Annotated in this window: 14 protein-coding genes; 7 read left to right on the forward strand and 7 right to left on the reverse strand. The window is 64.2% G+C overall.

Annotation, left to right across the window (positions count from 1 at the left end; translation table 11 throughout):
* Nucleotides 1-274: 274 nt before the first annotated feature.
* A complete protein-coding gene (locus tag NP534_RS21335) occupies nucleotides 275-625 on the reverse strand; it encodes a PAAR domain-containing protein (RefSeq protein ID WP_274100021.1) in 351 nt (116 codons plus the stop codon).
* Nucleotides 626-857: 232 nt separating this feature from the next.
* Here NP534_RS21335 and NP534_RS21340 point away from each other — a divergent pair, with 232 nt between their 5' ends.
* The 3 genes from NP534_RS21340 to NP534_RS21350 all read left to right on the forward strand — a co-directional run bounded on the left by NP534_RS21340 (nucleotide 858) and on the right by NP534_RS21350 (nucleotide 4,687).
* Complete coding sequence (locus tag NP534_RS21340; protein ID WP_047582398.1) at nucleotides 858-2,510, forward strand: acyl-CoA dehydrogenase family protein; 1,653 nt, start codon at nucleotides 858-860, stop codon at nucleotides 2,508-2,510.
* 71 nt (nucleotides 2,511-2,581) lie between these two features.
* The gene (gene amn, locus NP534_RS21345) at nucleotides 2,582-4,045 is read left to right on the forward strand and encodes an AMP nucleosidase (RefSeq protein WP_033701693.1); all 1,464 of its coding nucleotides are present in this window, start codon (nucleotides 2,582-2,584) and stop codon (nucleotides 4,043-4,045) included.
* Nucleotides 4,046-4,051: 6 nt separating this feature from the next.
* Nucleotides 4,052-4,687 (forward strand): pseudouridine synthase, encoded by a 636-nt coding sequence (locus tag NP534_RS21350; RefSeq protein ID WP_047582401.1) that lies wholly within the window; start codon nucleotides 4,052-4,054, stop codon nucleotides 4,685-4,687.
* Between the two features lie 54 nt (nucleotides 4,688-4,741).
* On the opposite strand, the gene NP534_RS21355 is transcribed toward NP534_RS21350, so the two are convergent.
* Complete coding sequence (locus NP534_RS21355) at nucleotides 4,742-4,945, reverse strand: DUF2788 domain-containing protein (RefSeq protein ID WP_033701689.1); 204 nt, start codon at nucleotides 4,943-4,945, stop codon at nucleotides 4,742-4,744.
* A gap of 53 nt (nucleotides 4,946-4,998) precedes the next feature.
* Nucleotides 4,999-5,475 carry an Lrp/AsnC family transcriptional regulator gene (locus NP534_RS21360; RefSeq protein WP_003249795.1) on the reverse strand — a complete coding sequence of 159 codons (477 nt, stop codon included), beginning with the start codon at nucleotides 5,473-5,475 and terminating at the stop codon, nucleotides 4,999-5,001.
* A gap of 397 nt (nucleotides 5,476-5,872) precedes the next feature.
* On the opposite strand from NP534_RS21360, the gene NP534_RS21365 reads away from it, so the two are divergent.
* On the forward strand, nucleotides 5,873-6,700 hold the full coding sequence (locus tag NP534_RS21365) for a DUF6515 family protein (RefSeq protein ID WP_274100022.1): 828 nt from the start codon (nucleotides 5,873-5,875) through the stop codon (nucleotides 6,698-6,700).
* A gap of 11 nt (nucleotides 6,701-6,711) precedes the next feature.
* On the opposite strand, the gene NP534_RS21370 is transcribed toward NP534_RS21365, so the two are convergent.
* Nucleotides 6,712-7,581, reverse strand: coding sequence for a cation diffusion facilitator family transporter (locus NP534_RS21370; protein WP_258714176.1), 870 nt, complete (start codon nucleotides 7,579-7,581; stop codon nucleotides 6,712-6,714).
* 25 nt (nucleotides 7,582-7,606) lie between these two features.
* Complete coding sequence (locus NP534_RS21375) at nucleotides 7,607-8,026, reverse strand: polyribonucleotide nucleotidyltransferase (RefSeq protein ID WP_274100023.1); 420 nt, start codon at nucleotides 8,024-8,026, stop codon at nucleotides 7,607-7,609.
* Between the two features lie 117 nt (nucleotides 8,027-8,143).
* Here NP534_RS21375 and hrpB point away from each other — a divergent pair, with 117 nt between their 5' ends.
* A complete protein-coding gene (gene hrpB, locus NP534_RS21380) occupies nucleotides 8,144-10,669 on the forward strand; it encodes an ATP-dependent helicase HrpB (protein ID WP_274100024.1) in 2,526 nt (841 codons plus the stop codon).
* Nucleotides 10,670-10,675: 6 nt separating this feature from the next.
* On the opposite strand, the gene NP534_RS21385 is transcribed toward hrpB, so the two are convergent.
* Complete coding sequence (locus NP534_RS21385) at nucleotides 10,676-11,260, reverse strand: hypothetical protein (RefSeq protein WP_274100025.1); 585 nt, start codon at nucleotides 11,258-11,260, stop codon at nucleotides 10,676-10,678.
* Nucleotides 11,261-11,367: 107 nt separating this feature from the next.
* Nucleotides 11,368-12,024: a YciC family protein gene (locus NP534_RS21390; protein WP_047582415.1), complete on the reverse strand. Its 657-nt coding sequence runs from the start codon at nucleotides 12,022-12,024 to the stop codon at nucleotides 11,368-11,370.
* Nucleotides 12,025-12,191: 167 nt separating this feature from the next.
* Between NP534_RS21390 and NP534_RS21395 the strand changes: the two genes are divergently transcribed.
* On the forward strand, nucleotides 12,192-12,953 hold the full coding sequence (locus tag NP534_RS21395) for a DUF2076 domain-containing protein (protein WP_274100026.1): 762 nt from the start codon (nucleotides 12,192-12,194) through the stop codon (nucleotides 12,951-12,953).
* A 57-nt stretch (nucleotides 12,954-13,010) separates the two neighbouring features.
* Nucleotides 13,011-13,505 carry an NYN domain-containing protein gene (locus NP534_RS21400; protein WP_156311438.1) on the forward strand — a complete coding sequence of 165 codons (495 nt, stop codon included), beginning with the start codon at nucleotides 13,011-13,013 and terminating at the stop codon, nucleotides 13,503-13,505.
* Nucleotides 13,506-13,515 lie beyond the last annotated feature (10 nt).

Here is a 13,515-nt window from a genome sequence, read left to right on the forward strand (position 1 = left end):
TAAGTGGTCTTGCTCATCCAGTAGCCCTCTGCGAATGCTTGAGGCGGGGGATCCGATGGCGCCAGCGATTACAGAAATAACTAGAATTCTGGAACCTATCTTTTTCTCTCCCCACATGCCGGTCGCAAATGGAAGGCACGCGCTCCGTTGGAGTGCTGAGGTCATTTCTTTATATTGGCGAGAGCAAGCGATGTGAAGGTCAGATACAAGCCCGATCAAGGCGAGGCAGATAGGAGTACCTAACAAAAAAAGCCTTAGTTTTACGTCAAGGTGGTCAATCATCCCCAAAGACCTCGAAGACTAATTCGCCGAACTCCTCACCCGCTTCCATACCACCGATGCTGCCGGCCACAGCGCCTCCACCAGTGATCACTATTCCGCATGCTGCGGCGTACGGCCCGAATCTCCAGCAAACCTTCGCAGAGATCTTCCATCGGCTTTCGCCTTCAACGATGGTCCCCTCGTTACCGCAGAGTGGGCAGGGCGTTGTTTTGTCGCCCACCAGCAGCCAGCCTCTCCCGTGTACACGCCCACGTGCCTGGCCGGCGATACAGAGGGCACCTGTGGTGGTCTGGTCACCGTCGAGCCCCTGGCCTTTGCCAAGGATGTTAATACGCTGGCTCATGGTTCGTTTCTTCCTGAAAGGGTGGAAGCCCGAACCTAGCACTCTGGAAACAGCCCTTTTCACTGGAAGAATGGTTTAGGAAACTTCTTACGCGAAATGCAGATTTGGATGTCGTCCAATCGTCACCGCCGTAGCCAATTGCCATCCCGATTAGTCATTTTTGTCACTTTGACTGACCCCCAGGGAGTGCTTCACTGGACCTTTCAAGCATGCCCGGCTCCAGGAGCTCCCGATGAACCTGCACCAGTACGCTGAAACCCACGAAGTCACCAACCAGCCGCCGTCGCTTGATGGCGCAAACCTGTACCGCCTCGACCTGCCATTGCAGGAATGGTCGCGGCGCTTTGGCGCCGGCTGGGCCGAGTCGCGGATCGATGCCTACGGTGCCTTGGCCGGCGGCCCGCTGATGCGCGCGGGCTTCCTGGCCAACGCGCACAAGCCGGAATTCAGCAGCCACGACCGCTATGGCCATCGTATCGACCTGGTCGAGTTTCACCCTGCCTATCACGAACTGATGCGCACCGCGGTCGAACATGGCCTGCCCTCATTGCCCTGGGCCGAGCCGCGCCCCGGTGCCCATGTGGCGCGGGCTTCGATGACCTACCTGCACACCCAGGCCGAAGCCGGTACCGGCTGCCCGCTGACGATGACGTTTGCCGCGGTGCCGGCGCTCAGGCTGCAGCCTGAGCTGGCCGAGTACTGGCTGCCCAAGGTGCTGGCGCGTGAATACGACCCGCGCAATGTCGGGGACCGGCACAAGGCGGGGGTCACCCTTGGCATGGCCATGACCGAGAAACAGGGCGGCACCGATGTGCGGGCCAACACCACGCGCGCTTATCCTGTGGGTGCGCCTGGGCCGGGCCAGGCCTATGAACTGGTCGGCCACAAGTGGTTTTGCTCGGCGCCCATGTGCGACGCCTTCCTGACCCTGGCCCAGACCGAAAAAGGCCTGAGCTGCTTCCTGCTGCCACGCCATCGCCCGGATGACAACCGCAACCAGTTCTATATCCAGCGGTTGAAAAACAAGCTGGGCAACAGCTCCAATGCCTCCAGCGAAGTGGAGTTTCGTGGCGCCCTGGCGTGGATGGTCGGCGAAGAAGGGCGCGGGGTGCCGACCATCATCGAAATGGTCGCCATGACCCGTTTCGACTGCATGGTCGGCTCCAGTGCCTTGATGCGCCAGGCCTTGACCCAGGCGGCCCATCATTGCGCGTATCGCAAGGTCGGCGGCCGGGTGCTGAACGAGCAGCCGCTGATGCAGAACGTGCTGGCCGACCTGGCGCTGGAAAGCGAGGCGGCGCTGGCCCTGAGCCTGCGCATGGGGCAGGCGCTGGAACAGCTCGATGACCCGCAGCAGGCGCATTTTGCCCGGCTGGTCACGGCGGTGGGCAAGTACTGGATCTGCAAGCGTGCGCCGGCCATGATCAATGAAGCCGCCGAATGCCTGGGCGGCGCCGGGTATGTCGAAGACAGCATCCTGCCACGGTTGTACCGTGAGGCGCCGGTCAACTCGACCTGGGAAGGCTCGGGCAATGTGCAGTGCCTGGATGTACTGCGGGCCTTGTCCAAGGAACCCGGGGTGCTCGATGCGCTGTTCGCAGAACTGGGAGACGGCCATGGCGACCCTCGGCTGGCCGCGCACATCGGCAACCTCAAGGGGGCGTTTGCCGACACCGCCGACATCCAGTATCGCGCCCGTCAGTTGACCGAGGACATTGCCCTGGCACTGCAGGCCAAACTGCTGCTGGAAGCGGGCAATGCGGTGGTCAGCGATGCCTTCATCGGTAGCCGCCTGGCCGGTGGCGGCCGGGCCTATGGGGCGTTGCCGCGGGGTGTGGATGTGCACGCGCTGGTGGCCAGGGCTACGCCAGCCTGGCAACACTGATCAATGGGGGTGTATTTACCCTCGAAGGCAGGCAAGATGGTCCACATGCATGTCCAGACAGGAAGCACAGTGTGAGCCACGCTTTTGTAGTCGTTGATACCCCAGAACAGGCCGTCGACCGTCTGGCGGCCCTGCATGCTCAGGCCACCGGTGCCCTCAGCCAGGCCCTCAAGCAATACCTCAAGGACCGAACCGAACCAGACGCCGAGGAACGCGGGCTGTTCCGTTACCCGGCGCTGCGCCTGACCTACTACAGCCAAGGTGAAGTCGCGGCCACCACGCGTGCTTACGCCAAGGTGCAGGTGGCCGGTACCTACAGCGTTACCGTTACCCAGCCGGCCGCCTTCCGCGGCTATTTGCTGGAGCAGTTGCGCCCCCTCATGCACGACTACACCGTGACGGTTGAAGTCGGCGTCAGCGAGCAGAACATCCCTTACCCTTACGTGGTCGACCAAGGCGACGAACTGGCCGGCAGCGGTATCACCGCGGCGCAGCTGGCGCGGGTGTTCCCCAGCACCGACCTGTCGGCAGCCACCGACAATATCGCCGATGGCCTGTACGACTGGGACAGCACCGAAACCCTGCCGTTGGCCTTGTTCGATGCCGCGCGCGTGGACTTCTCGCTGCGCCGGCTGGTGCATTACACCGGCAGTGACTGGCGCCACGTGCAGCCGTGGATCTTGCTGACCAACTACCACCGTTATGTCGACCAGTTCATCAGCCATGGCCTGGAACAGTTGCGTGAAGACCCGCGCTTCGTGCGCATGGTGTTGCCGGGCAATGTGGTGATCGAAAAGGGCATGGACCATGGCGAGACCCAGGCCTTGGTGGCCAGCGTGGTCTGGCACCGTTACCAGATGCCGGCCTATCACCTGATTGCGGGCGACGGCGACGGGGTCACCTTGGTCAACATCGGCGTCGGCCCTTCCAATGCCAAGAACATCACCGACCACCTGGCCGTGCTGCGCCCGCACTGCTGGCTGATGATCGGCCACTGCGGCGGCCTGCGCCAGTCGCAGACCATCGGTGACTATGTGCTGGCGCACGCCTACATGCGGCGCGACGGCATCCTCGACCGCGTGGTGCCGCCGAACATTCCCATCCCGGCCCTGGCCGAGGTGCAACTGGCCTTGCAGGAAGCGGCTGCACAGGTGACCGGTGAGCGTGGCGAAGAGCTGAAGAAACGCCTGCGCACCGGCACCGTGCTGACCTACGACGACCGTAACTGGGAACTGCGCTGGGCCCAGGAGCGGCCATTGATCAACCTGTCACGTGCGGTGGCCGTGGACATGGAGAGTGGCACCATTGCCGCCCAAGGCTACCGGCTGCGCGTGCCGTACGGCACCTTGCTGTGTGTGTCCGACAAGCCTCTGCACAGTGAGATCAAGCTGCCGGGGTCGGCTAACGCGTTTTACAACCGGGCGGTCAGCCAGCACTTGAAGATCGGCATCGCCGCACTGGATCTGCTGCGTACCGAGCTCAATTCGCTGCACTCGCGTAAACTGCGCAGCTTCGATGAGCCGCCGTTCCGCTGAGGATCCATGCCCCTGCCACCCCGTTCCAAGCCGCGCCGCCCCCAGGCGCGGCCTGCCGACCAGCGTCGCCAGCCCAAGGCGCCGCCGGCCGAGCCACGCCTGATCCTGTTCAACAAGCCGTTCGACGTGCTGACCCAGTTCAGCGATGGCGAAGGGCGCGCGACCCTCAAGGACTTCATCGACATCCCCGGTGTGTACCCGGCCGGGCGGCTGGACCGCGACAGCGAAGGCTTGTTGCTGCTGACCAACGATGGTGGCCTGCAGGCGCGCATCGCCGACCCCAAGCACAAACTGGCCAAGACCTATTGGGTGCAGGTGGAAGGCGAGGCGAGCGACGAGCAACTGCAACGCCTGCGCGAAGGCGTGGCACTCAATGATGGGCCGACATTGCCGGCTGAAGCACGGCGCCTGGATGAGCCCGAGCTGTGGCCACGCAACCCGCCGGTGCGCTTTCGCAAGAGCGTGCCGACCAGTTGGCTGGAGCTGGTGATTCGCGAGGGGCGTAACCGCCAGGTACGGCGGATGACGGCGGCGGTAGGGTTACCGACATTGCGCCTGGTGCGGGTACGCATTGGTGACTGGGCGCTGGATGGGCTGGAGCAGGGGTGCTGGCGGGAAGTTGCAGCGAAGCTGTCGAGGTAGGTGCAGGGGGCCGCTTTGCGGCCCATTCGCTACGCAAGGTAAAGCGCCGCGCGCCTACACGCCTTCCAGGAATGCCACCACCACGCTCTTGATGATGAAGGCCAGCACCCCCAGCCCCAGCACGAAGAACAGGATCATCGTGCCAAACCGCCCGGCCTTGGACTTTTTCGCCAGGTCCCAGACGATGAAACCCATGAAACCGATCAGCACGGTGACCAGGATGATCATCATCCATTCTTCGAATACGGCGGGATCCATCTGTGTTCTCCAGGCAGTCTGAGCGCTCGATCATACGCCGGGCGCCCGGGTATTCAACGCAGGTGCGTCAAGGGCAGCTCGGTACTGGCCAGCACCTGGTTGAGCACGAAGCTCGAACGCACGCTGGTCACACCTTCGATGCGGGTCAGGCTGCCTAGTAGCAATTTCTGGTAGTGGTCCATGTCAGGCACCACCACTTTGAGCTGATAGTCGGCGTCCATACCGGTGACCAGGCTGCATTCGAGCACCTGCGGCAAGTTGCGGATGGCGGCCTCGAAGGTTTCGAAGCGCTCCGGGGTGTGGCGGTCCATGCCGATCAGCACATAGGCGGTCAGGCTCAGGCCGAGCTTCTTGCGGTCGAGCAGGGCAACCTGACGCGAAATGTAGCCGTCATCCTCCAGCTGCTTGACCCGACGCGAGCACGGCGAAGGCGACAAGCCGATGCGTTCGGCCAGCTCCTGATTGGAAATGCGCGCATCGCGCTGCAATTCGGCAAGGATGCTCAGGTCGTAGCGGTCAAGTTTGCTCATGGAATATGCCTTTTCTGTTCCGATTGCGGTGAATTATCAATCCACGATGAAAAATTGCGCAAGTGCTATTTATCTGAGCAATCTTCGCAATCCTCTGTCACCTCCGGTTCGGTATCTTTATCAACAGAATCACTGCCCGGACAACAGTCCACGGCGACGCGCCCTAGGCGGGCGGTCGCGGCCAGCCATCCAACAGGATCCGCTAGGCCCCCGGGCTACACACCGTCCAGAAGACGGCGTGAGGTGAGCCGGCGCCACAAGTGCCGAGCACGGACGACAATTCCCAAAGGGAGGCCCCACGGCCTCCCTTTTTTCATGTCCGCGATTTTAACTTGCCGCTGTGGCCGGCGCGGTAGACTGGCAGCGGCTGCAGTCATTTTTTACCGAGAGGAACACCATGAAGTCGCGCATCTGGCAGTTGGCAGGTGTTGGTTTGGTTGCGTTGAGCATCAGTCTGGGCGCCTTGGCCCAAGGCCCGGATGAGGCGCACGGTGGGCATGGCGGCGACCCCAATGGCGCCCCCGCGGGCCGTTCCCCACTCAACTCGCGCGACGAAGTGCGCCAGACGCAGCCGCCGCGCGAGGGCTATTACCAGGACATCCCTCGGCGCAATGGCGATAACCGTCACTGGCAGGCCGGTGGGCCCGGGCAGCGGCCAGGCGGTGACTGGCAGGGGCGCCCGGACGGGCATGGCAATGGCTGGGGGCCGGGGCCGCAGTATCGGCCAGGGCAAAGCATCGAGCGCTTCCCTGACCGCTACTGGAAGGTGCCCTACCGCGGGCAGGACTACTTCTACTCGGGCGGCTACTGGTACCGGCCGCATGGCGGCAGTTACATCGTCGTGGCGCCGCCCTATGGGGTAAGGGTGGAATACTTGCCGTCGTATGCCCGCGAGGTGTGGTTGGGTGGGGCGTTGTTCTTCCTGGTTGCCGATACCTATTACCAGTACCTGGCGGACAGCCGCGAGTACGTGGTGGTCAACCCGCCGGGGGTGGCGCCGGCGCCTGTGCCGGCTGGCAACGGTTACGACGTGGTGGCCTATCCGATGAATGGCCAGGGGCAGGAGCAGCAGGAGCAGGACCGCTACCAATGCCATCGTTGGGCGGTGAGCCAGTCTGGGTTTGATCCGGCCACGGCGGTTTATGCGCCACCGGGCAATGCCACAGACACCTACCGGCGTGCGCTGGGGGCCTGTTTCAGTGGGCGTGGTTACAGCATCAACTGAAGCTGACGCGCCTACACCGGGTCCGCGTGCACCATCACATCCGCCTGTGGATAACGCTGGCGGATCACCTTCGATGCCGCCACGCACAAGCCGTGCGCCTCATGCAGTGCCAGCTCCCCAGGCAACTCCAGGTGCAACTGCACGAACCACTGGTTGCCCGATACCCGCGTGCGCAGGTCATGCACCCCTTTCACCCCGGGGATGGCCAGCACCAGGGCGGCCATCTGCTCGCCAACCTCGCCGGGCAGCGCCTTGTCCATCAGGATGGCGGTGCTTTCCCGCGCGATCTGCAGGGCGCTCCAGAGAATGTAGAAGGCAATGCCCAGGCCGAACAGGGCGTCCAGTTGCGACCAGCCAAACTGCGTCAGCAACAGGGCAAGCAAGATGCTGCCATTGAGCAGCAGGTCGGAGCGGTAGTGCAGTGAGTCGGCGCGCACCGCCGTAGAGCCGGTCAGGCGAATGACCTTGTGCTGCAACGCCAGCAGGGCAATGGTCAGCACCAGCGAAAGCAGCATCACCGCGATGCCGACCGTGGTGTCGCCCAACGGTTGTGGCGTTTGCAGGCGTTCGACCGCCTGCACCCCGATCAACACCGCGCTTACCCCGATAAACAGCGCCTGCGCCATGCCGGCCAAGGCCTCGGCCTTGCCGTGGCCGAACCGGTGGTCGTCATCGGCCGGGCGCAAGGCGTAATGCACGGCGAGCAGGTTGAGAAACGAGGCCACGGCGTCCAGTGCCGAATCGGTCAGCCCGGCCAGCAAGCTGACCGAGCCGCTCAGCCACCAGGCCAGTGCCTTGCTCAGCACCAGGATGCTGGCCACCGCCAGTGAGGCGCGGGTGGCCAGGCGCAGCAGGCGCTGGTGTTCAGCCGGGGTGATCATGCTGTGGGCGATGTCCTTGTGTGGTTCAGGCAGCCGGTACCCACTGGTAGGCCGCCAGTTGCTCGACGCTGCCACGCTGCTGGATCAGGCGCGGGTCATTCAGCGGCAGGCGCTGGCCCAGCTCGCTTTCGAGGATGGCCTGCAGCTTGAGGTTGTCGACCTTGCCATCGGGGCTTACCGCTTCGCGCAGTTTTTCCGGGGCAACCTGGGCGGTGCGGCCGCCGGGGTAGTAGATGGCGCCGGTGGCGAAGTCGATGCCGAAGGCGATCAGCCCGGGGATCACGTAGAACAGGATGCCGATGGCGTCCATGGCGGCGACCACGGGGTCGATCTTGCCGTCGATCTGCCCGCGACGGTCTGGGTAGAACAGCGTGCCGCAGGCCGTCAGCTGGGTCAGCAAGGTGACGATGAGGGCGCCGCCGATGACACGGGATGGGATACGCATGTAAATCTCCGAAAAGGTATTCAGCAGGAGCAAGCGAAGCGCCAGCACCTGAAGCTAAGACCATGATAGAGCAGGCTGGGTTCGCCGTTATACTCGCCCGACTGTTCGAGGACCACCATGATTTCATTACCGATCGATACCGTGTTGCCCGCCTTGCGCCAGGCATTGGAAAACCGCGACGAAGCCGTGCTCGAAGCGCCGCCCGGCGCTGGCAAGACCACCCGCGTGCCCCTGGCGTTGCTGGACGCGCCATGGCTGGCCGGGCAGACCATCGTGATGCTCGAACCGCGCCGCCTGGCGGCCCGCGCGGCCGCCGAAAGGCTGGCCAGCGAGCTGGGGGAAAAGGTCGGGGAAACCGTCGGCTATCGCATCCGCCTGGACAGCAAGGTCGGGCCCAGGACCCGTATCGAAGTGGTCACCGAGGGTATCCTCACCCGCCGGCTGCAGGCCGACCCAGGGCTGGAGGGCGTGGGGTTGCTGATTTTCGATGAATTTCACGAACGCAGCCTGGACGCCGACCTGGCGCTGGCGCTGAGCCTCAATGGCCGCGAGTTGCTGCGTGACGAGCCGCTGAAGATCTTGCTGATGTCGGCGACCCTGGAAGGCGAGCGCCTTTCGCGGCTACTCGACGACGCGCCGGTGGTCAGCAGTGAAGGGCGCATGCACCCGGTGGATATCCGCTGGGGGCGGCCCTACCAGCCTGGTGAATTCGTCGAGCCGCGGGTCGTCGAGTGTGTCCTGCAGGCCCTGGCGGAGCAGCCAGGCAGCGTACTGGTGTTTCTGCCAGGCCAGGCGGAGATCCGCCGGGTGCATCAGCACCTTCAAGAGGCATTGGCTGACCGCCCGGGTATCCTGCTGTGCCCGCTGCATGGCGAACTCGACCTGAACGCGCAGCGCGCGGCCATCGACCCCGCGCCCAGCGGTATGCGCAAGGTGGTGCTGGCCACCAACATCGCGGAAACCAGCCTGACCATCGACGGCGTGCGCGTGGTGGTGGACGCAGGCCTGGCGCGAGTGCCGCGCTTCGACCCCGGCAGCGGCATGACGCGGCTCGATACCCAGCGCATCTCCCGCGCCAGTGCCACCCAACGCGCCGGCCGTGCCGGGCGCCTGGAACCGGGGGTGTGCTTCCGGCTGTGGTCCGAGGCCCAGCATGACCAGCTGGCCGCCCATGGCAGCGCAGAAATACTCCAGGCCGACCTTGCGGGGCTGGCCTTGCAACTGGCCCGCTGGGGCGTCACGCCCGATCAGTTGCGCTGGCTGGACCAGCCGCCAGCGGCGGCGTTCGCCCAGGCCCAGGACCTGCTGGCACGGCTCAACGCGTTCAAGGCCGGCAGCCGCGACAACTTGAGCGAGCACGGCCAGGCGATGGCCGAATTGCCGGCCCATCCGCGCATCGCTCACTTGCTGCTGCGCGGCCAGGATCTGGGGCTGGTCACCATGGCCTGTGATGTTGCGGCCTTGCTGGGGGAGCGTGATATCCAGCGTGGCGGCGGCGCCGACCTGCACAGCCGGCTGGCGCTGGTCAGTGGTGAAAGCAAAGCATCCCGAGGCGGGCAAGGCGGTGTGCAGCGTGCGCGGCAGCTGGCCCGTCAGTACCGTGGGCTGCTGCGCGGCAAGGTGGGTGCGGGCGTCGCCGACCCCGACCATCCACGCTGGTTGGGCGCGTTGCTGGCGCTGGCCTACCCCGACCGGGTCGCCCAGCAGCGACGCGAAGGCGGCGCCGAGTACCGCCTGGCCAACGGTCGCGCGGCATTGTTCGCTGAGGTCGATGCCTTGATGAAGTGCCCGTGGCTGGTGATTGCCGACCTGGGCAGCCGTCAGGGCCAGCGTGAGGAACGCATCTACCTGGCCGCCGAGTTCGACCCGGCGCTGCTCGACGGTGTGCTGGCCGAGCAGGTCGAGCGTGTCGACCTGCTCGACTGGGACGAGCGCGAACAGGTGCTGCGTGCCGAACGCCAGACCAAGGTTGGCGAGCTGGTGCTCAGCCGCGAACCGTTGCCTGGCCTGGACGATGAAGCCCGCGCCAAGGCGCTGCTCGGCCTGGTACGGCGCAAAGGCCTGAACCTGCTGAGCTGGACGCCAGAGTTGCGCCAGTGGCAGGCGCGGGTGGCCTTGCTGCGCCAGCTGGACCTGGAGAAGAACGGGCAGAGCGAGTGGCCTGATCTGGGCGACGAAGCGCTGCTGGCCAGCCTGGAAGATTGGCTGCAACCCTACCTGGGCAAGGTCTCGCGCTTGAGCCATTTTGCCGGGCTGGACCTGTCGTCGATCCTGCGCAACCTGCTGCCATGGCCGTTGCCGCAGCGTCTGGATGAGTGGGCGCCGGCGCATCTGGCCGTGCCGTCTGGCTCGAACATCCGCCTGGACTACAGTGAATACCCGCCCATTCTCGCCGTGCGCCTGCAGGAGCTGTTCGGCCTGGCCGACACCCCGCGCATTGCCCAGGGGCGACAGCAGGTCAAGCTGCACCTGCTGTCACCGGCACGCCGGCCGGTGCAGGTGACCCAGGACCTGGCCAACTTCTGGCGCACGACCTATGCCGAGGTGAAGAAGGACCTCAAGGGCCGCTACCCCAAGCACTACTGGCCGGATGACCCGCTGGTGGCTGAAGCCACGGCGCGGGCCAAGCCTCGGGGTACCTGATGGGTTTCAGGCGGAATTACTCGGTTCCTGCACAGGGCGTCCGTTGCAAACCCGCGTGAGGAGGAAGATGGTTTCTTTGCCCTCCAAGACTCGCAGGTAAGAAAAGAAAGGATCGGCCACGGTCTGGTCGTGGTCGAGCCGCACCGTATGCCCTTGATGATCACGCCAACGGCATATCAAGCTGTCGTCGCTCCAGTACAGCGGTTCGAACTTGAAGGGGTCGGACACGCTGGCGTACTGGTATAGCCCAAGGTAGCCGTTGCGGCTGACCCCCATGGTCTTGTCGTGGTCCGCTCCGCTGCCGGTGATCATGAAGTGCAGGCGATCTGGTTCTTTCGAGTGAAACAGAAAACGAAACACGCTGGCAGGCTTCTGATGGCCTGCAATCAGCCAATCACTCTGGCCGCTGATCACCTGCTGATCAGCGTCTTTGAACAGGCTGAGGTAGACGGATTTGGGCTTCTGGCGCGGAAGGCTTTCGAGGGTGGTTGCCGGATCGAGGGCTTGCAGAGTGCCGAGGAATATCTCGGCATCTTCTGCCCAATGGCTATCGCTTGCTGCCCCTTGGCTGTCGGTTATGGAAGTGATCATGGCGGCTCCGTGTCTTAAGGTCGCGAGCCGCCACGGTCACTGATACGGGGCCATGCTGGCAGCGTGCAGGTCTTCCACGGCGCACGCCTTGTGCAAGGTCACGGGCGTCAGGCGCCGCTATCCGCCTCCAGCAACGTGAACAGGCGGTACAGCACCACGGTACTGAACAGCTGCAAGAAGCCGCTCAGGCTGTCCATGGCCAGTTCCATGCCGGGGGCTGGCTCCGGGAAGGCCATCAGCAACAGCCCGTCGATCAGCCAGATCGGCGCCAGCACGCCCAGCACGCAGATCATGATGCGCATGAAGTGGCCGGTGGTCATCCGCGCGCTTTCGCGCATCGCCTGCACCACCGGCAGGCCACGCAGCACCAGCAGGTATTCGGCGAACACCAGGTTGATCATGATCCACACGCCCGGGAAGATGAACAGCGCCAGGCCCGCCATGATCAGCAGCGAGCTGATCAGAATCAGCAGGGCCAGTTGCGGCCACAGTTGCAGGGCGCGGGCGAACAGGTCGCGCTTGGCGATGTCCTGGCCGTTGCTGCGGGTGTCGAGATAAAGGATCAGCGCCGCGCTGTACAACGGGTAGAACAGCAGGCTGACCAGCATGCCGTAGGCCGGCGACGCCTGGTCGCCCAACTGCCGGTACAGCAGCTGGGTGAGCAAGGCTTCAAGCACCACCAGCGGCAGGCACAGCTGGAGAATGTTTGGCAGGTGGCGGCGGAAGAAGTACAGGGAGTCGCGCAGAACGCTCAGCGGATTCATCGGTCAACATCGCATGGCAGTAAAAGCAGGGGCCTAACTTTAGCCCAAAGCGGGCGTGCAGCTGTCACTTGCTGAAAAAAGTTTCACCGCCGTGGCGATTGAATCCCGTGCCTGCACCCCCCATCTTTGACGCTGTCCGTTGTCCCGCTTCCCCACGAGGTCGCCTCATGAACACTGAAGAACAAACCCTGATCGATAGCCTGTTCGGCCGCATCAAGCAAGCTGAAGACCCAAGCCAGCCCCGCGATGCCCAGGCCCAGGCGTGCATCGAGGAACACCTGCGTCAGCAGCCAGCAGCACCTTATTACATGGCCCAGGCGATCCTGGTTCAGGAAGCTGCGCTCAAGCGCCTGGACGAGCAGAACAAGCAACTCGAAGCGGAGCTCAAGCAGGCCCGCGCCCAAGCCGAAGCCAGCCGTGCGGGTAGCAACGCCCCGAGCAACAGCGGCGGTGGTTTCCTGTCGAGCATCTTTGGTTCGGGCGGGCGCAGTGCGCCACCGGCGGTGCAACCGCAGCGGCCTTCGGCGCCTGTTTCTGCCGGCGGTGGCTGGCGTGAACCGTCTGCGCCGGGCTTTAACCAGCAGCCTGCGCAGCAACAGCAGCAAGGCTTCGGCGCAGCCCCGGCGCGGGGTGGCGCCAGCAGCTTCCTGGGTGGCGCGATGCAGACCGCTGCCGGTGTGGCAGGCGGGATGTTGCTGGCGCAAGGTATCAGCAGCCTGTTCAACCACAACTCGCAGCCCGAGGAAGTGGCCGAGGTAAGCAAGGAAGAGCCGACCCCTGCCAGCGACAGCGGTGGCTGGAATGACCAGGGCGGGCAGCAGCAAGTGGCCGACAGCGGCGGTTGGGGCAATGACCAGGGCGGTTACGCCGACACCGATTATGGCAGTGATGATGGGGGCTTCTTCTCCGACGACGATTCCTACGTCTGACGGGTCTGGCATACTGCTGGCATTTTGGGGCTGCAGGGCAGCCCCGAATTCCATCAGATGAAGGGGTTCCAGGTGAAAAAGATCGCGTTGTTCGCCGACGTGCAGAACCTCTACTACACCGTGCGCCAGGCGCACGGCTGTCATTTCAACTACGCCGCGCTGTGGGCCGAGGTCAGCCGTGAAGGGCAGATCGTCGAGGCCGTGGCCTATGCCATCGACCGCGGTGACAGCAAGCAGCAGCAGTTTCAGCAAATTTTGCGCAACCTGGGTTTCGAGGTACGCCTGAAGCCGTTCATCCAGCGCAGCGATGGCTCGGCCAAAGGTGACTGGGATGTGGGCATCACCCTGGATGTGATCGATGCGGCCAGCCGCGTGGACCAGGTGGTGCTGGCCTCGGGTGACGGTGACTTCGACCTGTTGCTGGAGCGGGTCATCCAGCGTCACGGTGCTGAAGCGGTGGTGTATGGCGTGCCCGGGCTTACTGCGATGTCACTGATCCGCGCTGCGAGCCGGTATGTGCCTATTGAGGGGCGGTTGTTGTTGCGTCATTGAGGGGTTCGCC

Origin of the sequence: Pseudomonas sp. 39004, from assembly GCF_028682155.1 — a bacterium.
GTDB lineage: Bacteria > Pseudomonadota > Gammaproteobacteria > Pseudomonadales > Pseudomonadaceae > Aquipseudomonas > Aquipseudomonas capeferrum.